The organism is Cobetia sp. MM1IDA2H-1 (genome assembly GCF_002916775.2).
GTDB classification, from domain to species: Bacteria; Pseudomonadota; Gammaproteobacteria; order Pseudomonadales; family Halomonadaceae; genus Cobetia; species Cobetia marina.
In genome coordinates this window covers 3,500,758-3,526,469 of the sequence record NZ_CM133225.1, presented here as the reverse complement: position 1 = coordinate 3,526,469, position 25,712 = coordinate 3,500,758, and the positions used below count along the sequence as shown (strand labels likewise).

21 protein-coding genes are annotated in these 25,712 nt (G+C 63.8%); 8 read left to right on the top strand and 13 right to left on the bottom strand.

The features are described 5' to 3' along the window. Positions 1 to 48 precede the first annotated feature (48 nt). The 5 genes from BOH68_RS14800 to def all read right to left on the bottom strand — a co-directional run bounded on the left by BOH68_RS14800 (position 49) and on the right by def (position 6,251). Positions 49 to 1,497, bottom strand: coding sequence for a TrkH family potassium uptake protein (locus BOH68_RS14800; RefSeq protein ID WP_077380103.1), 1,449 nt, complete (start codon positions 1,495 to 1,497; stop codon positions 49 to 51). Between the two features lie 82 nt (positions 1,498 to 1,579). Then, positions 1,580 to 2,953 (bottom strand): Trk system potassium transporter TrkA, encoded by a 1,374-nt coding sequence (gene trkA, locus BOH68_RS14795; RefSeq protein WP_077380101.1) that lies wholly within the window; start codon positions 2,951 to 2,953, stop codon positions 1,580 to 1,582. 160 nt (positions 2,954 to 3,113) lie between these two features. Further along, the gene (rsmB, locus tag BOH68_RS14790; RefSeq protein WP_077380099.1) at positions 3,114 to 4,565 is read right to left on the bottom strand and encodes a 16S rRNA (cytosine(967)-C(5))-methyltransferase RsmB; all 1,452 of its coding nucleotides are present in this window, start codon (positions 4,563 to 4,565) and stop codon (positions 3,114 to 3,116) included. Next, positions 4,562 to 5,566, bottom strand: a complete 1,005-nt coding sequence (gene fmt, locus BOH68_RS14785) for a methionyl-tRNA formyltransferase (protein WP_077380097.1) — start codon at positions 5,564 to 5,566, stop codon at positions 4,562 to 4,564. Before fmt ends, rsmB begins: the two co-directional genes overlap by 4 nt. A gap of 175 nt (positions 5,567 to 5,741) precedes the next feature. Next, a complete protein-coding gene (gene def / locus BOH68_RS14780; RefSeq protein WP_077380095.1) occupies positions 5,742 to 6,251 on the bottom strand; it encodes a peptide deformylase in 510 nt (169 codons plus the stop codon). A 239-nt stretch (positions 6,252 to 6,490) separates the two neighbouring features. Between def and BOH68_RS14775 the strand changes: the two genes are divergently transcribed. Beyond that, a complete protein-coding gene (locus BOH68_RS14775) occupies positions 6,491 to 7,543 on the top strand; it encodes a LysM peptidoglycan-binding domain-containing protein (protein WP_218015102.1) in 1,053 nt (350 codons plus the stop codon). A 56-nt stretch (positions 7,544 to 7,599) separates the two neighbouring features. Continuing rightward, a complete protein-coding gene (gene dprA, locus BOH68_RS14770) occupies positions 7,600 to 8,859 on the top strand; it encodes a DNA-processing protein DprA (RefSeq protein ID WP_258038385.1) in 1,260 nt (419 codons plus the stop codon). Positions 8,860 to 9,049: 190 nt separating this feature from the next. Here dprA and BOH68_RS14765 read toward each other — a convergent pair whose 3' ends face one another. Next, entirely contained in the window at positions 9,050 to 9,943 is an 894-nt protein-coding gene (locus BOH68_RS14765; protein WP_170877502.1) for a 5'-nucleotidase, lipoprotein e(P4) family, read from the bottom strand. Positions 9,944 to 10,198: 255 nt separating this feature from the next. Here BOH68_RS14765 and BOH68_RS14760 point away from each other — a divergent pair, with 255 nt between their 5' ends. The 3 genes from BOH68_RS14760 (at position 10,199) to aroE (ending at position 12,734) form a co-directional block, all read left to right on the top strand. Beyond that, positions 10,199 to 10,780, top strand: coding sequence for an L-threonylcarbamoyladenylate synthase (locus BOH68_RS14760; RefSeq protein ID WP_077380089.1), 582 nt, complete (start codon positions 10,199 to 10,201; stop codon positions 10,778 to 10,780). Positions 10,781 to 10,934: 154 nt separating this feature from the next. Continuing rightward, complete coding sequence (hemF, locus tag BOH68_RS14755; RefSeq protein ID WP_077380086.1) at positions 10,935 to 11,855, top strand: oxygen-dependent coproporphyrinogen oxidase; 921 nt, start codon at positions 10,935 to 10,937, stop codon at positions 11,853 to 11,855. A 45-nt stretch (positions 11,856 to 11,900) separates the two neighbouring features. Further along, positions 11,901 to 12,734 (top strand): shikimate dehydrogenase, encoded by an 834-nt coding sequence (gene aroE / locus BOH68_RS14750; RefSeq protein WP_103751502.1) that lies wholly within the window; start codon positions 11,901 to 11,903, stop codon positions 12,732 to 12,734. A gap of 144 nt (positions 12,735 to 12,878) precedes the next feature. Here aroE and BOH68_RS14745 read toward each other — a convergent pair whose 3' ends face one another. After that, entirely contained in the window at positions 12,879 to 13,604 is a 726-nt protein-coding gene (locus BOH68_RS14745; protein WP_077380082.1) for a response regulator transcription factor, read from the bottom strand. A gap of 230 nt (positions 13,605 to 13,834) precedes the next feature. Between BOH68_RS14745 and BOH68_RS14740 the strand changes: the two genes are divergently transcribed. Together BOH68_RS14740 and BOH68_RS14735 are read left to right on the top strand one after the other, a co-directional pair. Beyond that, complete coding sequence (locus tag BOH68_RS14740) at positions 13,835 to 14,374, top strand: hypothetical protein (RefSeq protein ID WP_258038384.1); 540 nt, start codon at positions 13,835 to 13,837, stop codon at positions 14,372 to 14,374. A 48-nt stretch (positions 14,375 to 14,422) separates the two neighbouring features. Next, the gene (locus BOH68_RS14735; RefSeq protein WP_077380080.1) at positions 14,423 to 16,834 is read left to right on the top strand and encodes an ATP-binding protein; all 2,412 of its coding nucleotides are present in this window, start codon (positions 14,423 to 14,425) and stop codon (positions 16,832 to 16,834) included. A gap of 240 nt (positions 16,835 to 17,074) precedes the next feature. Here BOH68_RS14735 and BOH68_RS14730 read toward each other — a convergent pair whose 3' ends face one another. Both BOH68_RS14730 and BOH68_RS14725 read right to left on the bottom strand, forming a co-directional pair. Then, entirely contained in the window at positions 17,075 to 18,262 is a 1,188-nt protein-coding gene (locus tag BOH68_RS14730) for an EAL domain-containing response regulator (protein WP_164850252.1), read from the bottom strand. A 284-nt stretch (positions 18,263 to 18,546) separates the two neighbouring features. Beyond that, the gene (locus BOH68_RS14725; protein ID WP_170877501.1) at positions 18,547 to 19,386 is read right to left on the bottom strand and encodes a M48 family metallopeptidase; all 840 of its coding nucleotides are present in this window, start codon (positions 19,384 to 19,386) and stop codon (positions 18,547 to 18,549) included. A 239-nt stretch (positions 19,387 to 19,625) separates the two neighbouring features. Between BOH68_RS14725 and BOH68_RS14720 the strand changes: the two genes are divergently transcribed. Further along, on the top strand, positions 19,626 to 20,489 hold the full coding sequence (locus BOH68_RS14720) for an ATP-binding protein (RefSeq protein WP_077380076.1): 864 nt from the start codon (positions 19,626 to 19,628) through the stop codon (positions 20,487 to 20,489). 142 nt (positions 20,490 to 20,631) lie between these two features. Here the strand turns inward: BOH68_RS14720 and der are convergent, their stop codons facing one another. The 4 genes from der to hisS all read right to left on the bottom strand — a co-directional run bounded on the left by der (position 20,632) and on the right by hisS (position 25,640). Next, the gene (gene der, locus BOH68_RS14715) at positions 20,632 to 22,056 is read right to left on the bottom strand and encodes a ribosome biogenesis GTPase Der (protein WP_077380074.1); all 1,425 of its coding nucleotides are present in this window, start codon (positions 22,054 to 22,056) and stop codon (positions 20,632 to 20,634) included. Positions 22,057 to 22,455: 399 nt separating this feature from the next. After that, on the bottom strand, positions 22,456 to 23,616 hold the full coding sequence (gene bamB / locus BOH68_RS14710; protein ID WP_077380072.1) for an outer membrane protein assembly factor BamB: 1,161 nt from the start codon (positions 23,614 to 23,616) through the stop codon (positions 22,456 to 22,458). Next, entirely contained in the window at positions 23,613 to 24,269 is a 657-nt protein-coding gene (locus BOH68_RS14705; protein ID WP_077380069.1) for a YfgM family protein, read from the bottom strand. The genes bamB and BOH68_RS14705 overlap by 4 nt, the downstream gene beginning before the upstream one ends. Positions 24,270 to 24,356: 87 nt before the next feature. Beyond that, complete coding sequence (hisS, locus tag BOH68_RS14700; protein ID WP_258038383.1) at positions 24,357 to 25,640, bottom strand: histidine--tRNA ligase; 1,284 nt, start codon at positions 25,638 to 25,640, stop codon at positions 24,357 to 24,359. Positions 25,641 to 25,712: the final 72 nt, after the last annotated feature.

The window sequence follows — 25,712 nt, the reverse complement described above, 5'->3', positions numbered from 1 at the left end:
CAGGGGCGGGCAGGAGCTTGTCCGCTCCGCCTGCTCGACGGGCAGGACTCAGCGTCGCCAGAAGGCCGGCGTGAACAGAACCAGAACCGTGAAGATCTCCAGGCGTCCCAGCAGCATCGCCAGAATCAGGATGCCCTTGGCCGCCCCCGGGATATCGCCGTAGTGGGTCGCGACCTCACCGAGTCCCGGCCCCAGGTTGTTGAGCGCAGAGCCGACCGCCGACCAGGCCGTGACCTGATCCAGTCCGGTGGCCAGCATGCCCAGCATCATCAGCACGAACAGCAGCAGGTAGACGGAGAAGAAGCCCCATACTGCCTCCGCGACCCCTTCGGAGATGCGCATCTTGCCCACCTTGACCGAGAGGATGGCGTTGGGGTGGATCAGACGATGCACCTCACGCACGCCCTGCTTGAGAATCAGCAGGATACGGATGACCTTCATGCCGCCGCCGGCGGACCCGGAGCACGCGCCGATGAAGGCGGCGATGAACAGCATCATCGGCAATACGCCCGGCCAGCCGGTGAAGTCGGCGACGCCGAAGCCGGTGGTGGTGGCCACCGAGACGGCCTCGAACAGGCCATGGCGCAGCGCCTTGCTGTCATCGTAGCTGCCGGTGAGCAGCAGGCCGGCGATGGTCACGCAGGTCAGGATCAGCAGCAGGATCAGGAAGAAGCGGGTCTCGGGATCGCGCAGATAATGACTGATCCGCCCCTCGCGCCAGGCGGCGAAGTGCAGGCCGAAACTGATCGAGGACACCACCATGAAGAACACGCAGATCATCTCGATGGTGGCGGAATCGAAGTAGCCGATGCTGGCATCGTGGGTCGAGAAGCCGCCCACCGCGACGGTGGAGAAGCTGTGGCCGAGGGCATCGAACCAGCTCATGCCGGCGGCCCAGTAGCTGGCGAAGCACACCAGGGTCAGGGCGGCGTAGATGTACCAGAGCGCCTTGGCCGTCTCGGTGATGCGCGGCGTCAGCTTGGAGTCCTTCAGCGGCCCGGGGATCTCGGTGCGATAGAGCTGCATGCCGCCGATACCGAGAGTCGGCAGGATCGCCACCGCCAGTACCACGATCCCCATGCCGCCCAGCCACTGCAGCTGCTGGCGATAGTAGAGGATGGAGTGGGGCAGCAGATCGAGCCCCGTCATCACCGTCGCCCCGGTGGTGGTAAGTCCCGAGAACGACTCGAACATGGCGTCGATGATCGACAGGTTCGGGTCCTCGGCGAGCAGGAAGGGCAGCGACCCGAACGCACCCAGCACCGTCCAGAACAGTACCGTGATCAAGAAGCCATCGCGGTTGCGCAACTCCTTGCGGGCATGCCGGTTGGGATAGAACAGCGCGAAGCCGGTCAGCAGGGTGATGCCGAGGGCGATGGCAAAGGCGCTGAGGGTATGGTCCTCGAAGGCCAGCGAGATGAGCATCGGCGGGACCAGCGTCAGGCTGAACAGCATCAGCAGAATGCCGAGGATGCGATAGATGACGCGCAGGCTCATGCACGACCCCCACGCATCATGACGCGAATGTGGCGGCCCATGCAGCGAGCCCGGCTTGCGAGAGACATCGTGGCGGCCATCATCAGAAGAAGGTCAGCCCGACCTGGAACAGGCGCTCGACTTCCCGGATACGGCGCTTGTCGACCACGAACAGGATGACGTGGTCGTTGGATTCCACCACCAGATCGTGATGCGCGACCAGCACTTCCTTGCCACGCACCACGGCACCGATGGTGGCACCCTCGGGCAGATTGATGTCCTCGATGCGCCGGCCCACCACCTTGGAGGAGCGCTCATCGCCGTGGGCGATGGCCTCGATGGCTTCTGCCGCGCCGCGCCTGAGAGAGTGCACGTTGACGATGTCGCCCTTGCGCACATGCGTCAGCAGACCGCCGATGGTGGCCTGCTGCGGCGAGATGGCGATATCGATCTCGCCACCTTGCACCAGGTCCACGTAGGCCGCGTTGTTGATCAGCGTCAGTACCTTCTTGGCGCCGAGTCGCTTGGCCAGCATCGAGGACATGATGTTGACCTCGTCATCGTTGGTCAGCGCGCAGAAGATGTCGCAGTCCTCGATGTTCTCCTCCAGCAACAGGCGCTTGGAGGTGGCGCTGCCGTGCAGGACCACGGTGCGGTCGAGGCGCTCGGACAGGTCGGTGCATCGGGCCAGCGAGTGCTCGATGATCTTGACCTGATGGGTGTGCTCCAGCGTCTCGGCCAGGCGCTCACCGATGTGGCCGCCACCGGCGATCACCACGCGGCGGAAGTTGCGGTCCACGCGGCGCAGTTCACCCATCACGGTGCGGATATCCTTGCGCGCCGCGATGAAGAACACCTCGTCATCGGCCTCGATCACGGTATCGCCACGCGGGATGATCGGACGATTGCGCCGGTAGATGGCTGCCACGCGAGTATCCACGTTGGGCATGTGACGACGCAGGAAACCGAGTTCCTGACCGACCAGCGGACCGCCATAGTAGGCCTTTACCGCTACCAGCTGGGCGACGCCATTGGCGAAGTCCAGCACCTGCAGGGCGCCGGGATACTCGATCAGGCGGCGGATGTGATCCGTCACCACCTGCTCGGGACTGATCAGCACATCCACCGGGATGGCATCGTGGGAGAACAGGCCCTTGCGAGTCAGGTAGGCGGTGGAGCGCACCCGCGCGATCTTGGTCGGGGTATGGAACAGGCTGTGGGCGATCTGACAGGCAATCATGTTGACCTCGTCAGAATTGGTCACCGCGATCAGCATGTCGGCATCTTCGCCGCCGGCCTGACGCAGCACCTGGGGATAGCTGGCCGCGCCGGTGACGGTGCGGATATCGAGACGGTTGTGCAGCTCGCGCAGCCGCTCGGTGTCGGTGTCCACGACCGTGATGTCATTTTCTTCATGGGCCAGGTGTTCGGCGAGTGTGCCGCCGACCTGACCTGCCCCCAGAATGATGATTTTCATGTCCGGCTCGTCCGCTGTTGCTCAGTCGGCACAGGATAAACCAGTGCCATGACGGAAGACAGCCGTGCCCCGGGAGTCGGGGCACGGCTGTCCTGATGTGCCAGGCGCGTCATCTCGCAAGCCGGGATGCGGTACGCCTGTCCGGTGATCCTGCCGAGCGTCAGGCGCCGGCCTTGGTGATGTGCGCCAGATAGAAGCCATCGTGGCCATTGACCTGCGGCAGCATCTGACGACCGGCACCGGAGACACGGCCCCAGTCGGCCTTGATGGTCTCGGCCTTGGCATCCGGCGTGGCGGCCAGGAAGCGATCCATCACCCGGGCGTTTTCCTGGGTGATGATGGAGCAGGTGCCGTAGACCAGGGTGCCGCCGGGCTTGAGCATGCCCCACAGGTTCTCCAGCAGCTTGCCCTGCAGGCGTGCCAGGTCCCCGATGTCGTTCGGGCGACGCAGCAGCTTGATGTCCGGGTGACGGCGGATGACGCCACTGCCGGAGCAGGGCGCGTCGAGCAGGATGACATCGAAGGCTTCGCCGTCCCACCAGTCGCGCTCGCTGGCATCGGCGCACACGACGCCGGCGCCCAGTTCCAGACGCTCCAGCGTCTCTTCCACGCGTTCGAGACGCTCGCCGTCGATGTCGATGGCAGTGGCGTCCAGCGCGGGGAAGCGCTCCAGCATGTCCGCCAGCTTGCCGCCCGGCGCGGTGCAGGCATCCAGCAGGCGCACGCCTTCCCCTTCGGGGTCGATGGCCGTCACGGCGGGGGCCAGCAGCTGACCGGCCAGCTGGGCGGCCTCATCCTGCACGCTGACCAGGCCTTCCTCGAAGCCCGGCAGGGCACTGACGTCGCAGGCGCTGGCCAGGGTGATGCCGTGCTCGGCGAAGGGGCAGGCCACGGCGTCGATCTCGGCGTCGGCCAGCTGGGCGAGGTAGTCCTCGCGGCTGATGGCGGCGACGTTGACGCGCAATGTCATCGGGGCCTGGGCGTTGTTGGCGGCGGCGATGGCTTCCCAGTCGTCCGGCCAGTTGCGCTGGAAGGTGTCCAGCAGCCACTGCGGGTGGGAAAGCGCCACGGCGGGGTCCTTGTCGACCTCGGCTTCCAGTGCTTCCTGCTCACGCTGGAAACGACGCAGGCAGGCATTGAGCACGCCCGTCGCCCAGCCCTTGCCCAGGCCGCGTGCGGCGCCAGCGGTCTCACCGACGGCCGCATGCGGCGCGATGCGCATGTACAGCAGCTGGTAGAGGCCGAGCAGCAGCAGGGCGTGGATATCCTGGTCCTGCGCCTTGAAGGACGATTTCAAAAGCTTGCCCGCGAGTGCGTCCAGACGCGGCAGCTGGCGGCAGACACCGAAGCACAGTGCCTTGTAGAGGCCCTGGTCACGCCCGGCGACGCCAGACGGCAGGCCGTCCAGATTCAGAGAGGTCTTTGCCGCCAGTACCGGCGCCAGGGTGCGCGCAGCGGCAACCCGGACGGCAGCGCCCGGTGAGGCCGGGGCATTGTCAGGCTTGCGGCGCGCACCACCGTGCTTCGAACCACCGCCCTTGCTGCGGGCCGGCGGCAGGGAGTTGCGCTTCTTGCCGTTGCCCTTGGAGGACGGGTTGTCTGACTGGCTCATGCGGAAGTCTCGGTCTGTGAATCGGAATCAGGGGCGTGGTCGGCGCCGAGGACAAGGCCCTCGGGGAAGCGCGCGGCACGTGAGTTGAGCAGGTCCTTGACGGACAGCGGCTTGGCACCGGGCAGCTGGGCACGGGTGATCTCCAGCACCTGATGGCCATCACCGCAGGCGATGCGCAGGCAATCATTGCCGGGCGCCAGCAGAGTGCCGGGTGACACGAAGTCTGCGAGGCGCTGCTCGCCCGTGCGCGACATCCACAGGCGTAGCGGCTCGCCGTCCAGGCGTGTCCAGGCCACCGGCCACGGGTTGAAGGCGCGAATGCGCGCGTCCAGCTCGGCGGCGGGACGGGTGAAGTCGAGTTCCGCCTCGGCCTTGGAGAGCTTGGCGGCGTAGGTGACACCTTCCTCGGGCTGTCGGGTCGCCGGAAGATCGCCATCGGCGATGGCGTCGAGGGCCGTGACGATGGCCTCGCCGCCCTGTGCCGCCAGGGCATCATGCAGCTCGCCGCCAGTGGTGCTGGCGGTGATCGGGGTGCGACGGATCAGCAGCATGTCGCCGGTGTCCAGGCCGGCATCCATCTGCATGATGGTGACACCGGATTCGCTGTCGCCGGCCTCGATGGCGCGCTGGATCGGCGCGGCACCGCGCCAGCGTGGCAGCAGGGAGGCATGGATGTTCAGGCAACCGAGGCGCGGGATGTCGAGCACGGCCTGCGGCAGGATCAGCCCGTAGGCCACCACCACCATGATGTCGGCCTCGAGATCGCGCAGGATCTGGCGATCGGCCTCGTCCTTGAAGTTGAGCGGCTGATGGACGGGAAGGTCGTGCTGGAGTGCCAGCTGCTTGACGGGGCCGGGGGTCAGCTTGCGGCCGCGCCCGGAAGGGCGGTCAGGCTGGGTATGGACACTGACGATCTCATGGCGGCTTTCGAGCAGCGCGGCGAGACATTCGGCGGCGAAATCGGGGGTGCCGGCAAAGGCGATGCGCAGGGCTTTCGACATGCAAGAGCTCTCATATGGGGAGCGCGGCCGAGGGCCAGGCTCAAGGTGCTGACGGTAAAGGAGGGATTCAGGCGGTGCCGGTGAATCACTCATCAACAAGCAGGGAGGCCAGAGGAAATCCCCCGGCCTCCCTGCGATGTGACATGGCGCACCGGAGTCCCCTCCGGCGCGCGGATCACGCTTCCTGCAGCTTGTGGCGCTTCTGCATCTTCTTCATCACCCGATCACGCTTGAGCGGGGAGAGGTAGTCGACGAACAGCTTGCCTTCGAGGTGGTCGTTCTCGTGCTGGATGCAATGTGCCAGCAGGCCTTCGGCCTCGAGTTCGTAGGCCTCACCGTTGCGATCCTGAGCGTTGAGCCGTACTTTCAGATAGCGCGGCACTTCGGCGTAGTATTCCGGGATCGACAGGCAGCCTTCCTGCATCGGCTCCTGCGCTTCGCCGATGGGCGTGTATTCGGGATTGACCAATACCAAGGGCTGGGATTGATCTTCGCTGACGTCGATGACGATCAGACGACGATGCACGTCGACCTGGGTAGCGGCGAGGCCAATGCCACGCGCGTCATACATGGTCTCGATCATGTCGTCGATCAGGGTCTGCAGTTCCGCGTCGAAGGTATCGATCGGGGCGGCAACATTGCGCAGACGCTCATCGGGGAATTCAAGAATTTCGCGCTTGGCCATGACTGGTGTAATTACCGTTGTGCTGTCAGTGGAGATTTGCCTGATATTGTAGTGTGCACAGCCGAGGAACGGAACCGATGGCCTTCAATGCTGCTACTATCGCGGCAATAGTCATGATTGATCGCGAGTTCCGTCAGGCAGGGGCAAGGCTGGGCGGCACGCGCTCGGCGCGGGTTTGAGACAGGCCATCACCACCGACAACAACAGGTGGCATCAACGCAAGGGACGCAGGAATGGGCATGAAACGACTGGTCGGCAACGCCGTGTTCACGGCACTCCTTGGCATGGCGACACTGGGGGCAAGCGCAGGGACGTCGCTGGCGCAGGCAGCAACCGTACGTGATGACGTACCCTCCACCTATGTGGTGGTGCGCGGCGACACGCTGTGGGACATCTCGGGACGCTTTCTGCGTGAGCCCTGGCTGTGGCCGGAAGTCTGGCGTGCCAATCCGCAGATCAAGAATCCACACCTGATCTATCCGGGAGATCGCATCTCGCTCTATTACGAGAACGGCGAGCCTCGTCTGCGCCTAGAGCGTGGCCAGGGCGGCGTGGTCAAGCTCTCGCCCAAGATTCGCAAGATTCCCAAGCGCGAGGCCGTGCCACCGATCCCGCTCGAGAAGATCTCCGCCTTCCTCAAGGACCACCGCGTGGTCGATCCTGGCCTGCTCGAGAATGCGCCCTACGTGGTGGCCGGTGACGACACGCGTCTGATCAGTGGTGCCGGGGATACCGTCTATGCGCGTGGTCAGTGGCCGGCCTATGACACCTTCAGCATCTACCGGACGGGGCAGCGTTACCTGGACCCTGTCACCCAGGAATTCCTGGGCCTGGAGATGATCAGTATCGGGGATGTCCAGCTGGAGCGTCGCGAGGGCGACATCGGCGTGATGCATGTGGTCTCGGCCAATCGCGAGATTCTCAACGGTGATCTGCTGTTGCCGGCCGATGGCGGGGCCATCAGCACCAGCTTCCAGCCACAGCCTCCCGTCGAGGTGTCGGGCGGCGAGATCCTCGCGGCACCGGACGGACTGCGCAACATCGGTCGCAATGACATCGTGGCGCTCAACCGCGGGAGCCGGGATGGCGTGGAGCCGGGCTTCGTGTTCGGTGTCGAGCGTCAGGGCGAGACGATCACCGACCCCAAGACAGGGGAGCCGATCACTCTGCCGGGTGAAGAGGGCGGCCTGCTCATGGTCTTCCGTATCTATGACAAGGTCAGCTATGCCCTGGTGATGAGGGCGGAGCGCCCGCTGAGTGTCGGAGACAAGCTGCTGGAGCCGCATGGCTGAGCAGACATGCCCGGTATTTGATCCGCAACTGTGAGCATCCGCTCGGGAGGTGTGGCGTGTCGATCGATGGTGATGTCGAGCAGCGCCGCCCCTCGCGGGCGGATTTCGTCTTTCTGGCGCGTCTTCCGGGTATCGGTACGCACACCGTGGCCAAGCTGCTTGAACGAGCTGACTGGCCACAGGGGTGGCTGGCGGCACTGCCGTCGCGCCTTGCCGCGCCTGTGCGGCTGTGGTGTCAGCGACCCGCATCTTCACCGCTTCATCAGCAGGTGATGACGGATCTTGCCTGGCATGCGCCAGAGCAGGGGCGTCATCTGCTGACCCCCGCCGATGCCGACTGGCCTGCCATGCTGGCGCTGTTGCCAGATCCGCCCATCGCGCTGTGGGCCCTGGGCAGGCGCTCCCTGCTCGAGCAGCCCATGCTGGCCATCGTCGGTGCCCGCAAGGCGAGCCCCGCTGGCATGACGCATGCGCATGACCTGGCCGCCGAGCTGGTCTCCCGGGGCTGGAGCGTTGCCAGTGGCCTGGCGCTGGGCATCGATGCCGCAGCGCATCAGGGGGCCTTGAATGCTGCGCTGCGCCTGGAAGCCGATGCCTATCCCGCGCCACCCTCGACTCTCGCCGTGCTCGGGTGTGGCGTCGACGTGACCTATCCTGCCCAGCACCATCAGTTGCGGCTCCGGCTGCTGGAGAGCGGAGGCCTGCTGCTGTCGGAGCATCCGCCTGGTACCGGGGCGCATGCCCGTCATTTCCCGCGTCGCAATCGTCTGATCACCGGCCTCTCGCATGGCGTGCTGGTGGTGGAGGCCACGCTGCGCAGCGGCTCGTTGGTCAGCGCGCGTCTGGCGATGGAGCAGAACCGCGAGGTCTTCGCATTGCCCGGGCGGATCGATGACATCGCCTCCAGCGGATGTCTGGAGCTGATCCGTCAGGGGGCTACCTTGGTGCGTGATGTCGATGACATGCTCGCCGAGCTGAGCCATCTGATGCCGACGGAGCAGCGTCGCCCCTTGGCCAGCCCTCGAGGTGTCGTTGACTCGCCATCCACGCCTCGCGTCTCCTCCTCCCGTTCCGTGCCGACGGGGGCGCGCGGCAATGCGCTACCCGAGAATCTGCCGCTGCTGGAGGGGGACAGGCCTGTCGCGGAGACGTCACCTGTGCCTGCCCCGCTGTGTTATCTGAGTGCGATGCCACTGGCACTGGATCAACTGGTGGAGCTCTCGGGGACGCATGTGAGTGTCCTGAGCATGCAGCTTCTGGAGCTGGAGCTGGAAGGGCGTGTGGTGCAGGCGCCGGGAGGCTGGAAACGCCTGTAAGCCGTTCAGACATCCCGTCATGGCCCGTCGTGTTTCACGCAAGCTTGCGCAGCGAGCCGTCTCTAGACATCAAAACGCCCTTCAGCGCTGCCTCGGCGGCATCTGAAGGGCGTTCCTGTTTTCTGCAACCCTCAGGCGAGTCACGCTCGCCTGAGGGCGTTGCCGGCCATGCATGGCCGGCAACGTGAACTCACTTGCCTTGGCTGACGCTGCCGCTCTCGGGTTGCCAGACATTCAGTGCCGCCTCGCGCATGGCACGCTTCTCTGCATCGCTTGCTCCCCAGTTGCCGTCATAGACGACACCTTCCCATTCGCCGTAGGTCGGGTTGGGCAGCATGATGAAGCGGCGTCCGAATTCACCGGCCTGCTTCTCGACTTCCGCGTGGCGTGCCGCGCTGGTGGCTTGCTGGAAGGCCTGATCGAAGTCCCCCAGGTTGTCACCCATCAGGATGACGATGTCGTGCTCGGCCGTGACGCTGGCGCGGCGTGCGGTCTTGTCGGAGCTGTCGGTACGCGGCATCACGTGCTCGGCATTCGCCTGCGGGAAGCCCAGTGCGGCGAGATTGTCGATGGTGGCCTGCTTGCCGACCGCCTTGCGATTGGTGATGTAGTAGACATCGACACCGCTGTCGTGGGCGTAGTTGAGGAAGTCGACGGCGCCCGGGGAGGCGGTGGAGACGGCGTCGTCTACCCAGTCCGCCCAGCTCTGGCTGTCGTAGGTACGGCCTTCGCGCAGCGCCCAGCCACCATAGCTGGTGGTGTCGAGCACGGTATCATCGACATCCACGACCACCGCGAGTGGCTTGTCCTCGGCACTGCGGCGCGCGAGTGCCAGATTCAGACGATCATGCGCCACATTGAAGGCCTGCAGCGACAGACCATGGAATTCAGCACTGCGTTGTATCCAGAGGGTCGCCAGCATGGCCTGGTCGCTGAGTGGAGCGGCCTGGGCGGCGGCGGGGGCCCCACCTTCGGTGGAATTCAGGGAAGGCGTCTGTTCCGCTGTCGGGGCTCCAGAGCTGGCACAGCCGGCCATCGTCAACAGGAGGGCGGCAGACGTACCGAGGGTCGCAAGACGGCGCATGAGGCAGGGTTTCCTTGTTCGGGAGGAGAGGGTGGATTCGTGGTGACCTGCGGTCATCGTGATCCAGGGATGATGCGATTGCGGGATGATGACGTGATGTCGGTGCCATCATAAGTCATGCCTGCGCGACTCAGCGTTGCGTCGGCCTCGCGCTGAGTGGCGTGGTAGAATCCGCCGACTGTCGATGCGGCGACAGGCAAGCCGCCTCGCCGTATCCTCTCTGCCAGTGTCCATTTCCAGGAGTCCGTGCGGATCATGAATGCCAGTGCTGTTTCGTTCGATCTTTCCGCGGTAGCGGCGGCTGCCGAGCATGTGCGTGGTGGCGGCATCGTCGCCTATCCCACCGAAGCCGTGTGGGGGTTGGGATGTGACCCCGACGATGGCGAGGCGCTGTCGCGCCTGATCCGGCTCAAGGAGCGCGATCCGTCCAAGGGACTGATCCTGATCGCCGGCGACGTGACGCAGATCGAGCCCTGGCTTGAAGGGATCTCCGAGCAGCAACGTGAACGGTTGATGGCCAGCTGGCCCGGCCCCTTCACCTGGCTGGTGCCTGACAATGGTCGCGCCCATCCGCTGCTCAAGGGAGAGCACGTGAGTCTGGCGGTACGTGTCAGTGATCATCCTCTGGTCCAGGCGCTGTGTGCGGCGCTGGATGGCCCGCTGGTATCCACCTCGGCCAATCGTGCGGGAGACGCTCCGGCGATGACGGCTGCCGAAGTGCAGGCTGCCTTCGGTGAGGCGCTGGCGGATGACGTGATTCTGACGGGGCCGCTGGGCGGCAATCCTCGCCCCAGTACCATTCGTGATCTGGTGACCGGCGAGGTCCTGCGGGCCTGAGCGTTCACTTTCTTGATGCAGGTCAGGCACGCAGACGAGTTCGTCTGCCCGGCCCGCGCGGGAGGGGTATGCTGGCGCTTTCGTTTTCCTCGGCAAGCGCAGCGACGTTATCGTCGCTTTGACATCTTTCATTTTTCGATTCACCGGAGGCATCGTGGCACACGCCAATCTTGAAGACGTGAAGGTCTACCTGCTCGACCTGCAGGACCGCCTGTGTGATGCATTGCAAGCCTGCGATGGCAAGGCTGACTTTCGGGAAGACAGCTGGGAGCGTGCCGAAGGTGGCGGCGGCCGCTCACGAGTCATCGAGAATGGCGGTGTCTTCGAGAAGGGCGGCGTCAATTTCTCGCATGTCTTCGGTCACGAGCTGCCGGCCTCGGCGACTGCCGTTCGCCCTGAGCTGGCGGGCCGCAGTTTCCACGCGGTGGGGGTCAGCTGGGTGTTGCATCCCCATAATCCGCATGTCCCGACCAGTCATGGCAACGTGCGCTTCTTCATCGCCGAGAAGGAAGGCGAGGAGCCGGTCTGGTGGTTCGGAGGCGGTTACGACCTGACGCCGTTCTATCCGGTGCTGGAAGATGCCCGTCATTGGCACCAGACCGCGCACGATGCCTGCATCGCCTTCGGCAGCGATGTCTATCCTCGCTACAAGGCCTGGTGTGACGAGTATTTCTATCTCAAGCATCGCGGTGAGACGCGTGGCATCGGCGGCCTGTTCTTCGATGATCTCAACGAGTGGGGTTTCGAGCGTTGCTTCGCCTTCCAGCAGTCAGTGGGAGACAGCTTCCTCGATGCCTATCTGCCCATCGTCGAGCGCCGTCGTGATACGGCCCATGGCGAGCGTGAACGCAACTTCCAGCTCTATCGTCGCGGGCGCTACGTGGAATTCAATCTGGTCTGGGACCGTGGCACCCTGTTCGGCCTGCAGAGCGGCGGACGCACCGAGTCCATCCTGATGTCGATGCCGCCGGTGGTCCACTGGGAGTATGGTTACCAGCCCGAGGAAGGCAGTCCCGAAGCCGCGCTCTATCGTGACTTCCTGCATGCCCGCGACTGGCTGGGCGAAGAGGCCTGATCGCGTCATTGGCCCTGATGTTTCACTGTGATTGTCACCGGAGTCCTGATGTCCCGCTACGCTGTATTCGGCAACCCGATTGCCCACTCGAAATCCCCGCTGATTCATCGTGCCTTCGCTGAGCAGCTCAAGGACTCCCTGAGCTACGAGGCGCGACTGGCGCCGGTGGATGACTTCGCGGCTGGCTGGGCCGAGTTCGTCGCTGAAGGCGGGCAGGGGGCGAATGTCACCATGCCCTTCAAGGAGCAGGCCTATCGGCTGGTCGAGGTATTGAGTCCGCGCGCTCGTCGCGCCGGTGCCGTGAATACTCTGCTGCTGGGCAAGAATGGCCAGCTGTATGGCGATACCACCGATGGCGTCGGGCTGACCCGTGACCTCGAGCGTCTCGAGGCCCCGCTCACGGACGCGCGTATCCTGATTCTTGGCGCTGGCGGCGCCGTGCGTGGCGTGCTGGAGCCTCTGTTGGCCAAGCAGCCTGCGGCATTGGTGATCGCCAATCGCACCGCTGCCAAGGCCAGCGCGCTGGCCGAGGACTTCGCGGACCTGGCGGGAGATGGCTGTCAGCTCTCCGGTGGCAGCTACGAGGCCATCGAGGGTCAGTTCGATCTGGTCATCAATGGCACCAGCGCATCGCTGGGCGGTGAGTTGCCGCCGTTGCCGGATTCGTTGTTCTCATCGCAGGCGCTGGCCTACGACATGATGTATGCCGCCGAGCCGACCGTCTTCATGCGCTGGGCCAGCGAGCAGGGGGCACGGGGCGAGGATGGTCTCGGCATGCTGGTGGAGCAGGCGGCCGAGTCCTACTTCCTGTGGCGCCACAAGCGCCCGGATACGGCACCCGTGGCGGACATGCTGCGCAAGATGCTGGTCAGCGGCTGACAGGTCGCTGAGGCAGGTCAGTCAGTGACTGCAGCCCGGGTGTTCGGGATGCATGCAGGAGCCGGCACTTCGTTCAACGACGTTCCGGCTTCTTGCGTTGCGGGGCAGAGAAGGAAGTGGATACCGAGGAGGTGGGTACGATTCTCAAGCGCTGGCAGCGGACAGCGCCGATGGCGTGCAGGTTTCCAGACGATAGCCATGTTGATACACGCTCTTTAGGCGCAGGCCACGCCGACCGTCGAGTTCCAGCTTGCGGCGCAGGCGACTGATATGGGTGTCGACGGTGCGGGTGGAGATGTCGCCATTGATCCCCCAGACCATCTCGAGCAGGTAAGCCCGCGAGAACAGCTCTCCAACATGACGCAACAGCAGCACGGCAAGCCGGTATTCGCGCTGCGTCAGATTGACGGGATGTTCGCCGCACCAGATGGTGTGCTCATCCTGTTCGATCCGGTACTGGCCGGGGAGCGCTTCCACTTCCTGCGATCCATTGCTGGCCTTGCTGTTGGCAAGGCGTCGTCCCAGCGCGGACACCCGGGCTGACAGCTCTCTGGGATTGATGGGTTTGCTCAGGAAGTCGTCGGCACCATGCTGCAAGGCATGCACGACATCCTCCTCTCCCTGGCTTGCGGTGATGAACAGGATCAACCCCTGCCAGCCGTGTTCATTGCGCAGCGTACGCGTCAGTTCCATGCCGCAGGCATCCGGCAGCTGCCAGTCGATGATCAGCAGATCGAAGCTGCGTTCACGCAATGCGCGCAACAGTTGGCTCGCGCGTTCGAATCCTGCCACTTCATGCCCCTGGGACTCGAGACACAGGGTCAGATAATCACGTTGATCATGGTCATCTTCGAGAATGCCGATATGCATGTCGTTGCCTCCCTGCGTGGGTATGACCAGCAGTCTACGCGCCCCTTGCGTGAGACCGCGTCACAATGGTTCACGTTTGGCCCGACGATGGCGGCTTATACTCGTTCCCAGCTGCTCTCTTGCTGTCGTGCACCTCTGCTCATGGTGGCTCGTGATTGGCGATGATGCCTCGCGACGGTGAATCACTGGCCGTGATCAATGGCTACCCATGATCCACAGGAGTCTCCCTCATGCCTCTTCTCGTACTCTCACGCCGCTGCATTCTGGCGTCACGTCGCATGCGCCACTGGCTCCTGCTGATGGCGTTGTCGCTCTCACCCTTCGCCCTGGCGCTGGAAGCACCGCAAGGGCCGGTCGTGCTGCGCGTCACGGGTGATATCCGTCACGTCAATGCCGGTGATGAGGCACATTTCGATCGCGCGATGCTACAAGCGCTGCCACAGCGGGAAACCGTGACCACCACGCCATGGCATGACGGTGAAGTCAGCTTCAGCGGACCGCTCGGTTCGGCGCTGATGGAGGCGGTGGGCGTTGACAGTGGCACCATGCGCATCGTCGCGCTCAATGACTACGCGGCCAATGCCCCGGTGCAGGATTACTTCGACTACCCGGTGATACTGGCCATGCAGGCCGAGGGCAAGCGTCTTCGGGTACGCGACAATGGCCCGATCTTCATCATCTATCCCTTCAGCGAGCAGCCGGATCTCCTCAACGAGGAAATCATGACTCGCTCTGTCTGGCAGGTGAAGCGGATCGTCATCGAACGCTGAGCCCACATTCTCCGCTCCGTCTGATGAGCTCTGGCAGGATGCCTGTGCATGAATCCTCTTCGTTCTCTGCATTTCAGGACCGCCATCGCCATTGCCGCGACGCTGTTTTTCGTCTCGGCACTGGTGACTGGCGTGTTGGTCTACCAACGCCAGCAGGCCCTTGAGCACAAGCTGCGCGAGAACCTGATCTGGGCGGTCTATCAGTTCGACAGGGAGGTACGCGAGCTGCGCATGGTGGTGGCCGAGGAGCAGCAGTCTCCCACGCCACCGGAACTGATGGATGACAGTGAGCTGCTGTTGCGTCTGGACATCCTGTACAGCCGGGTACAGCTGCTGCAGAACGGTCAACTCGGCAGCATGCTGGCGGGGATGCCGGAACTGCATGTCCAGCTGCTGGCGATGCTGCCCAGAATCGAGGTGCTGGACAACGGCATCATGGAGCTTGCGAGTCGTCAGCAGCGTGAAGAGGCACTCTACGCGCAGCTGCTCAGTCGCCTGGTCTCTCTTCAGGAGCAGACAGGCAAGCTGCTGCTGGATATCAACGCGGAGGCTGCCTTGCAGCGCACGAAGGAGCGTACGGAGCTTCTCAATCTGTATGCACTCGCGCTGTCACTGGTCCTGCTGATGACCCTCAGCGGCACTGTCCTGGTGGTCGCTCTGATCGTCGAGAGTCGCGGGCGGGCCTCCAAGACCCGCAAGCTGGAGGAGCGTACTCAGGAGCTGGATGGTATGGTGCAGCTGGCGCAGGCCGCCAGTCGTGCCAAGTCGGAATTCATGGCGATCATGAGTCATGAGATACGCACGCCTCTCAACGGCATGGTCGGCGTATCGGACCTCATCGGTGAGGAAGTCTCGACCCAGCGTGGGCAGCAATATCTGGTGATGCTGCGTCAGAGTGCCGAGAGTCTGCAGGCCGTCATCAATGACGTGCTGGATTATTCCAAGATCGAGGCCGGCAAGCTGGAGCTGGACCGGCGCTGCTTCTCGCTGCCCGACTTTCTCGAGTCATTGTCCGCGCATTACACCCGTCAGGTAGACGGTGCCGGCAAGGGGGGCTCGCGCATCTTCCTGGAGGAGCGTGCCGATGACCTGCCGGTCTGGGTCGAGGGAGACGTCAATCGTCTGCGCCAGGTGCTGACCAACCTGCTCAACAACGCGTTCAAGTTCTGTCCCCAGGGGACCATCCGGTTGCGGGTGTCATCGCAAGAGGACGAGACCCTTCATTTCGAGATCCACGACAGCGGTTGCGGTATCGCCTCTGACCAGGTGAGTCAGCTGTTTGCCCCCTTCACCCAGGTGGATACCTCGATGGCACGTCGCCATGAAGGGACCGGGCTGGGGTTGGCCATCTGCAAGCGGCTGGTGGAGGCGATGGGTGGAGAGATCGGCGTGGAGAGTCATCTTGGCCTCGGCAGTCGATTCTGGTGTCGCGTGCCGTTGCCGGTGCTGACGGCCTCCGAGGCCTGCCCCCAGCAGACGGCGAGGGAAGCCCCCTTGCCCGAGGCCCGCGTTCTGGTGGTGGAAGACAACGAGGTCAATCAGTCGCTGGCTCGCGCAATGCTGGAATATCTGGGGCAGCAGGTCACGATCGTCGAGGAGGGGGAGCAGGCGCTGGCCTGGCTGTCGCAGGCGGACCATGAGGTTGATCTGATCTTCATGGACATGCAGATGCCAGTGCTGGATGGTCTGGAGACGACACGACGCTGGCGTCAACGGGAAGCCGAGACGTCCGCGACCCGCCTGCCGATCATCGCGATGACAGCCAACGTGATGCAGGAAGATGCACGCCGTTGCATCGAGGCCGGAATGGACGGTGTCCTGCACAAGCCCTTCACTCGTGATGACCTGCAGCAGGTGCTGCACCAATATCTGACGTCCCGCCAGCAGGAGATTCCCGTGGACGCTGGCGTGGGCTCTGGCGCGGAGTCTGACGCGAAATCTGGCATGGAAGTCCTCGCCATGGCGAGCCTGGCGGAGGAGCCCTCCGCCAGTGGCGTCAACGTGCCGTTGGCGGATGAGCAAGCGGCGCCGCTCGGTACGGAGCCGTCATCAGATGAGACACATGCTGGCGCCGATCCGGCCTCTGATCAGTGTGACCTGCAGGGCAACCCGTCATCGCTGCTTCAGCAGGCGACCTGTCAGGAGCTGCTTGCCACCCTGAGTCGCGAGGCTTACTCACGACTCTTGAGCAATTACCTGGCGCGCCTCGAGGGGCGAGTCGACGTGATGTTGACCCTGCTGCAGCAGAGAGATCTCGGGGAGCTCAAGCGGGAAGCGCATTCCCTGAAAGGGGCCTCTGCTTCGTTGGGATGCAGCGGTATCGCCAGCGGTGCCAGGGCGTTGGAGGAGGCCGCGATCTCCGAAGACATGACCCGGGCCCATCATCATGTCGCCACGCTGCGCGCCTTGAGTGTGCCGACGCGCGACAGTCTTCTCGAGCAGGGATATCTGCTCTCCTGAAGGGCTTTTTCTCCTGAAGTGCCTTTTGCAGGAGCCCTCATGTGAGGGCGATAGGCGAGCGAAGGGAAGTGAAGCGGAAGAGAAAGAGTGCAGGAAGTGCAGGGAGTGCAGGAAGTGCAGGGCTCGCAAGACAGAAACGCCACCCATGGTGACATGAGTGGCGTTTCTGTCTTGAAGGAGCATTCGCTTGCTCGAGTCGGCTTTCTTGATCCGGGCATGCGTTGATGGGAAGCCTGTCCGTCAGTGAACGGAAGGCGCATGGCGCTGGATGAGGGCGCTGACGGCAGTGGGTGGGCAGTGGCTCCAGGCATTGAAGTCGGTGACTGTCATGGGCCGCGCGAAGAGATAGCCCTGGCCGAGATTGCAGCGAGTATCGCAGAGGTAGTCGCGTTGCTGTGTCGTCTCGATGCCTTCCCCGACGACAGCGAGATTGAGTCGCTGGCCAAGCTCGACGATGGTGCGCGTGATGGCACGGGCTTCGGGGTGGCTATCGCTGCGCCCGACGAAGCACTGGTCGATCTTCAGTTCGTCAAAGGGCAGATTGTAGAGCTGCATCATCGAGGAGAAGCCGGTACCGAAGTCATCCAGTGCCAGGCGATAACCGCGCTCGCGAATGGCGTTCAGGAGATGGCGGGCGTAGGTCAGACAGTCTATGCCGCAACTTTCCGTGAGCTCCAGGGTGATCGTATGGGGGTCGACCTGATGCTGGCTGGCAAGTGCATCAAGCTTCTTCAGCATGTCGCGCGAGCGAAGCAGTTGTGGGGAAAGATTGAGCGCCAGATTCAGCGTGAGGCCCTGTGATTGCCACTCCTGCTGCTGACCGAATCCCTGATTGATGACCTGCCAGGTAAGCGATTCGATGCGATTGCTGCGCTCCGCCAGGGCGATGAACTGGTTGGGCATGACCATGCCGCGCAGAGGGTGCTGCCAACGCACGAGGGCCTCGGCACCACTCAGCTGGCCACTGGCAAGATCGATCTTGGGTTGATAGACGAGATGCAGCTGCTGCTGGGCCAGGGCCTCATCCAGCTCCGCGAGCGTCAGCGGATTATGGTGTTCATCGAGATCATTGAGCATGGACGCCAGATGCTTGAGATCGAACGGCTTGCTGAGCTGTCCCAGCATGTCCAGGCCACTGCGTCGGCCCTGATTGATCATCGCCTGCATGTCGTCATCGTGACAGGCGCTCATCAGAATGATGCCCGCCTCGACATTGCGCTCACGCAGATAGCTGAGAACATCAGCACCGGTGAAGTCCCCCAGTTCATAATCCACCAGGATGAGGTCTGCCTGCAGAGAGGAAGGGTCACAGGCGATGTCCTGCAGTCCCTCACTTTCCATGCAGCTGAATCCGAAGGTGGAAAGCAGTCCGGCGATCAGCTCACGAAAGTCCGGATCATCGTCGATGATGAGTGCATGTCGCGTCATGTGATACATCCTTGGCTGGGGGCGAGAGGACGCTCACGGTGACATTTCTCGAGGGGTAGGTGAGCGCATGTCTAAAGACTAGCAACGTCGCCACTCACAACGCGTATATCGACACATTTGGCGCCACCTTTTTACATTCATGCGCCTGGTGGAGTCGTCCGGATTCAGAGTGGCGCACGGCGGTGAGACGTCGGGGCGCGAGATCGATGAATGCGCGGCAGAGATGCCAGAGGCGCCCGACAGGCGCCTCTGGAAGACGGGGACGTTCTCCTGCGTAAGCCGGCTCAGCGCAGCCTGTCGCAGTTGGGCTTCTCGCCGGCGGCCCGTGCCTGCTGGTAGGTCGGCAATGCGGTCTCGAGGCGCTCGTTGAGCGCGGTCATGCGCTGCTCGTCACTGGGATGAGTGGACATCCAGACCGGGGGCTGAGCGCCACCGGAGGCGTTCATGTTGGCCCACAGCTTGATGCTGGCACGTGGGTCAAAGCCGGCTTCGGCCATCAGGTCCAGCCCCAGCAGGTCGGCCTCGGACTCATGTGAACGCGAGAACGGCTTGAGCACGCCATATTCCGCGCCCATGCCCAGCAATCCCATGAGCTGGTCACCGCCGGTGCCTTCCAGTCCGGCCAGTGCCTGGGTCAGGGAAAGACCTGCGGACGTCAGGGATTGGGTCGAGACGCGCTCATTGGCATGGCGGGCCAGCACGTGGGCGATCTCATGGCCGATGACGGTCGCCAGCTGATCCTGATTCTCGGCGACTTCCAGCAGACCGGTGTTGACGCCGATGTAGCCGCCCGGCAGTGCGAAGGCATTGGCAGAGTCATCCTCGAATACCTTGACCTGCCACTCGCTGATGCCATAGCTGGCGGGCACCTTGGCGGTCACGGCATCTGCCACGCAGCTGACATAGGCATCCTGGCGGCCTTCCACCACCGGCAGCTCCTGTTGGTACTTGCTGAAGCTGGCTTCTCCCATCTTCTCCAGCTCCTGATCCGAATAGAGCGTCAATTGGCTTCGGCCCAGAGGAGAACTGGCGCAGGCACTCAGGGTGACGGACGCCGCAAGAGCCGCCAGCGGGAGCAGACGGCGCAGGGCGCGGGGAGATGAGTGATCGAGCAATCCTGGCATTGAGGCCTCCTGGCAATGGTGACGATGACAACCTTCGAGTGCACGGCAAGGCGGTGCTGAACGTGCAAGAAACGTGCAGACAGCATAACCGGATAGGCGCAGTGGTGCAGTCAGCGAAATGATACGTTGCTGAGATCACAGCAACGTCAGGCCAGACGGGCTCGCCGGGCATGAGATACTGGGCGCGATCTCATGGGCCTGCCACGGCCCTTGCCCCATGTACCTGACAGGGAGTCATCATGTCACCAGAGTTTGAACACCGCCTCTCGCAGTTGCTGGACCGTCTGGAGCCGATGCTGCCGCCGACGGCTGTCGAGGTGGACTGGACACGAGACGTCGCCGCCTTGTGGACCCGCCACCCCCTGGGCGGCCGCCTGACCCCGATCGCGCCGCGTGATGCCCTGACGCTCGAGGATCTGCTCGGCATCGCCCGTCAGAAGCGCGAGCTGCTGGCCAATACCCGCGCCTTCCTGGCGGGTCGGCCGGCCAACCACGCGCTGCTGTGGGGCGCGCGTGGCACCGGCAAGTCATCGCTGGTACGTGCGCTGCTCAACACCCTGGGCAGTGAAGGCCTGCGGTTGATCCAGATAGACCGTCACGACCTGCCGGCGCTGCCGGGGCTGGTCGCCGAGCTGGCACAACAGCCGCACCGCTTCATCGTCTATTGTGATGACCTGTCCTTCGAGGGTAGCGATGACGCCTACAAGGCGCTCAAGAGCGTGCTGGATGGCACCCTGACGGGCCCGCCGGAGAACGTGCTGCTGTACGCCACGTCCAACCGTCGTCATCTGCTGCCGGAGCACATGAGCGACAATCACGACACCCATATCGTCGATGGCGAGCTGCATCATGGCGATGCGGTGGAAGAGAAGATCTCGCTGTCGGACCGCTTCGGCCTGTGGCTGGCCTTCCATCCCTTCAATCAGGATGCCTACCTGGAGACCTGTCAGCACTGGGTGGAATGGCGTCTCGGCGCGGGCAGCTTCGACGAGGCGGCGCGTGCCGAGGCGTTGCGTTACGCCACTCAGCGCGGGGTGCGCAGCGGGCGTGCTGCCTGGCAGTTCGCCAACCTGTGGGCGGGACAGAAGACGCTGGAAGCCTGATGCCATCATGTGACCGGGGTGTGCAGCACCGGCCACTGGCCTGAGGCAATGCGCCCAGACGAAGACGCCGCCCCTGCAGTCATCTGCGGGGGCGGCGTCGTTCAGGTGCGGAACCTGTTCAGAGCATGCGCGGCGGCTGTGATCAGCGGCGTTGCTTGCGTTCCTTGCGGGCTTCCTTGGTGCGCGCCAGTGAACGCTCTTTCGCGCGCTCGCGGTCATCGCTGCCCTGGGCACCGTCGAAGGGGTTGTCGCCTGAGCGGAACTCAAAGCGCATCGGCGTGCCCTTGACCTTGAGCACCTTGCGGAAGGTGTTGGTCAGATAGCGCTTGTAGGCTTCCGGCAGCTTGTTGGTCTGGTTGCCGTGCACCACGATCAGCGGCGGATTGGCGCCGCCCTGGTGTGCCATGCGCAGCTTGATGCGACGGCCGTTGACCATCGGCGGCTGGTGCGCCTGAGTGGCATCCTGCAGCAGGGTGGTCAGGCGCTTGGTCGACCAGCGGGCCACGGCACTCTCGAAGGCGCGGTCGATGGACGGGTAGAGGTCACCCACCGCCGTACCGTGCAGTGCGGAGATGAAATGCAGGTCGGCGTAGTCGGCAAAGCCCAGACGACGCTTGATCTCGGAACGCATCTTCTCCTTGGCTTCGCTTTCCAGACCATCCCACTTGTTGACCACCAGCACCAGAGCGCGACCGCTGGTCAGCACGAAGTCCAACAGGTGGAGATCCTGCTCGACCAGGCCCTGACGGGCATCGAGCACCATCACGGCGACGTTGCACTTCTTGATCGCTTCCAGGGTCTTGATGATGGAGAACTTCTCCACCACTTCGCGCACGTTCTTGCGGCGACGGATCCCGGCGGTATCGACCAGCAGATACGGCTTGCCACGACGCTCGAAGGGAATCTCCACGGCGTCGGTGGTGGTGCCGGCCTGGTCAAAGACGACCACGCGCTCCTCGCCCAGCAGGCGGTTGACCAGCGTCGACTTGCCGACGTTCGGGCGACCGATGATGCCGATGCGCACGCCGCGGTCATCCAGCTCCGGATGCAGGTCCTCGTCTTCGCCTTCCTCGACTTCCGGGTAGGGCGAGAGTACCTCTTCCAGCAGCGTGGTGACGTTGCGACCATGCTCGGCGGCGATGGCGCGCGGGTCACCCAGACCCAGGGTCCAGAAGTCGGACTTGCCGATTTCCTCGTCCATGCCGTCGGTCTTGTTGACCACCAGCCAGGTCTTCTTCTGGTTGATGCGCAGGTGGTTGGCGATGGCTTCATCGGCCATGTTCAGGCCGGCGCGCGCGTCGACCATGAACAGCACGATGTCGGCCTCATCGATGGCGGCCAGCGACTGGCCCGCCATCATCAGGTCGATACCTTCCTCGTCACCGCTGATGCCGCCGGTGTCGATGACAGTGTAGGGCTTGCCACCGACCTTGCCGGTGCCGTACTTGCGGTCACGGGTCAGGCCCGGGAAGTCGGCGACCAGGGCATCACGGGTCTTGGTGAGGCGATTGAATAGCGTCGACTTGCCGACATTCGGGCGGCCGACCAGGGCGATCACGGGGTTCATGAAATCTCACAGCATTCGCAGGGATAGCATCGATGCCGGCCCCGGGCGGTCTGCTTCGAACCATGACGGCTGGAAAGCACCTTGTGCAGGCAGGGCGATAGCGATGATATCGGACTTGGGTCACTGAAGGGCGTCGTCGGCAGGCGCCTGACGAGGCGTGTCTCCAGTATGGCCCGCAGAGTGGGCCTTGGCACTCTCTGCGGAAATGATCTCGGGGCTGAGTTCAGCGAATCTGCCGACACCTTGGCGCGTCAGCCGACTCGTGTGGTCAGCGGGGGCGGTATTCTAGCACTGCGAGCATGACGCTACCAATGGCGTAGACGGCATTGCGTGCCCACAACGCATCAACGGCAGCACTGGGGCTGCCGTTGATGCGTTGCAGAGGCTTCCCGACCGGACTCAGGGAGCTTCGAGATCCAGTGCGGTCAGCTCGCCATCATTGGTGTAGACGAAGATGCGCTTGCCTTCGGTGAGCGGCGTGATGCTGATGCCGTCGCCACCGACGTCGTAGCGGCCAGCCATTTCCCCACTCTGGGCATCGATCAGGTGCACGTAGCCTTCATAATCTCCCACCACCAGCTTGCCATCGATGAAGGCGGGTGAGGTCAGCCAGCGACCCTCGAGGTCTTCCGATTTCCACAGCACGTTGCCGGTGTTGGCATCCATCGCCAGGATGTGGCTGGCGTTGTCGATGCTGAACAGGTAGTCACCCACGACGATCGGTGTCAGGTAGCTGGAGGAAGGCTTGTCCCACAGCGGCTCGCCATTGCGAGCATCCAGCGCGATCAGGCGGCCGTTGTAGCTGGTGACGTACAGGCGACCGTCACGGGTCAGCACCGGCTGGCCATCCAGATCCACCAGCTGATCCACTTCGGTACGCCCGGAGGGCACCGCGACCCGCAGGTCCCACAGCTCCTGACCCGAGCGGTTGTCCAGGGTCACGAGCTTGCCATTGGCGAAGCCGGCGAAGGTGACCGGCTGGATGACGCGCGGTGCGCCGGTGCCGCGCAGCGTCAACGCGGGGATGGTCGCGGAATAGACCCACTGTTCCTCGCCGGTGAAGCGATCCAGTGCGGTCACGCTGCCATCGACGCTCTGCACCACGATCAGCTCCTCGTTGTACTGAGGTGCGGCCAGCACTTCGCTGGAGACTCGCGTGCTCCATTCGATGCTGCCGTCCTGCTGGTCAATGGCGCTGACCTTGCCATCGCGGGTACCGACATACAGACGAGACGGGTCGGCATTCAATGCACTGGTGATGCCGGCCGGCAGGGTGATCTGCCAGACCTCGTCGCCGGTCTTGGCATCGAAGGCTTCCAGCTCACCCTCTTCAGCAGCCACGAACAGCCGGTCATTGGCCACGATGGGGGCCAACGGGTAGTGAGCGCGACCCAGGCCGTTACCGACCGATTCGCTCCAGGCGGAATCCAGCGCCACCGTGGCATCGAAGTCGACGAGTTCCTTGGGGGCATACTCTGGCTGGGCACTGCTGGCGCAACCGGCCAACAGGCTGACGGTCAGCAGTGACACAGGCAGCGACAGGCGGTGATTCAGTTTCATGACGGGCTCTCCACGGCGAGGTCGGCGAGTTTCAGATCCAGCCCGTAGACCGGCTGGCCGCTCTGCTCGGACAGGCGGCTGGCTTCTTGATAGGCCGCGACGGCTTCATCACGCTTGCCTTGTGCCACCAGTGCATCCCCGCGCACGGCGGCGGCCTGTGCCGCGAGGGTCGTGGGCGGGTTCGCCAGCAGGCTCAAGGCCTTGTCCTGCTCGCCGAGCTCCACATGGAGTCGGGCCAGACGCAGGCTGGCCAGCCCCTTGAGATAGCTGTCGGCGTCGCTGTCCACCACGCTCTGCAGTGCCTTGGCGGCAGCGTCGAGGTCATTGGCCTTCACCGACATGCTGGCATCCAGCAGATGGGCCATCTGGGTATAGAGACTGTCGGCGTGCTCGCTTTCCAGCTCACTGATCAGGTTGCGTGCCCGCTGGACACCCGCATCTTCCAGCGTGGGCTGACTGACGAGGCTGATCAGCTGCTGATAGCGCATGGAGGCTGCCTCGGACTGACTGGCCTCGTAATTCTGCCAGGCCTTGAAGGCAAAGATGCCGGCACCGGCCAGCACGACACCGGCGATCAGTGACTTGCCGTTCTCGCTCCACCAGCGCTTGATGGCCTCAAGCTGTTCTTCTTCGCTTCTGAGCTCTTCCGCCACGGGCGGTCTCCTTGACCTGGCCGGTACGCCGGCACATGCATTCGGGAGGCGGGGCGCACTGGCCCCGCCGGATATTCACTGGCCGTCTCAGGCGCTGAAGACACTCGCGAGACGCTCGCCGAGGGCGCGCTGATTCAGGGTTTCCTGATCACGCTCCTCGCGCAGGAACTTGAGTCCCACGGTCCCTTCGATGACTTCATTCTCACCGAGAATCAATGCCACGCGTGCGCCGCTCTTGTCGGCCTTCTTCATCTGGCTCTTGAAGCTGCCGCCGCCGCAATGCTGCACGAGGCGCAGGTCGGGCAGGGCGCTGCGCAGATCTTCGGCCAGACGCATGGATTCGGCTTCGGCCTGCTCGCCCATCGACATCAGATAGACATCGACGGTCTCACGCACGGCCTCCGGGACCAGTTTCAGTGTCTCGAGCAGCAGGATCAGGCGCTCGACACCCATGGCGAAGCCGACCGCCGGTACCGGCTTGCCGCCCAGCTGTTCGAACAGGCTGTCATAGCGGCCACCGGCACACACGGTGCCCTGGCTGCCCAGTGCGGTGGTGGTCCACTCGAACACGCTGCGCGAATAGTAATCCAGGCCACGTACCAGGCGCGGATTGATGACGTACTGGATGCCCGCCGCATCGAGACGTGCCTTGAGGCCCTCGAAGTGCACGCGGGAGGCTTCATCCAGATGATCGCCGAGACGCGGCGCGGCATCGACGACGGCGGCCATGTCCGGGTTCTTGGTATCGAGAATGCGCAGCGGATTGCTGTGCAGGCGACGCTTGGCGTCCTCGTCGAGCACATCCAGATGCTGCTCGAAGTATTCGATCAGCAGGTCACGATAGGCAGCACGTGCTTCCAGGCTGCCCAGTGAGTTCAGTTCGAGCGTGACGTGCTCCAGCAGGCCCAGCTGACGCCACAGGCGTGCCGAGATCAGGATCATCTCGGCATCGATGTCCGGGCCATCCATGCCGTAGGCTTCGACACCCACCTGATGGAACTGACGATAACGGCCTTTCTGCGGGCGCTCGTGGCGGAACATGGGGCCGGCATACCACAGGCGCTGGATCTGGTTGTGGACCAGACCGTTCTCCATCGCCATGCGCACGCAGCTGGCCGTACCTTCCGGCCGCAGGGTCAGGCTGTCGCCGTTGCGATCCTCGAAGGTGTACATCTCCTTCTCGACGATGTCGGTCACCTCGCCGATGGAGCGCTTGAACAGCGCCGTCTGCTCGACGATGGGCGTGCGAATCTCGCGATAGCCGTACTGGCCCATCAGGGTCTGCACCTGGCGTTCGAAGTATTGCCATACCGGTGACTGGTCCGGCAGCAGGTCGTTCATGCCACGGATGGCCTGGATCTTGGTGCTCAACGTTCTCTCCTGAATCCTTGCGCATCTCCCCGCGGCAGCGGCATGCAACAGCATGACGTCAGGCGGGGAGAC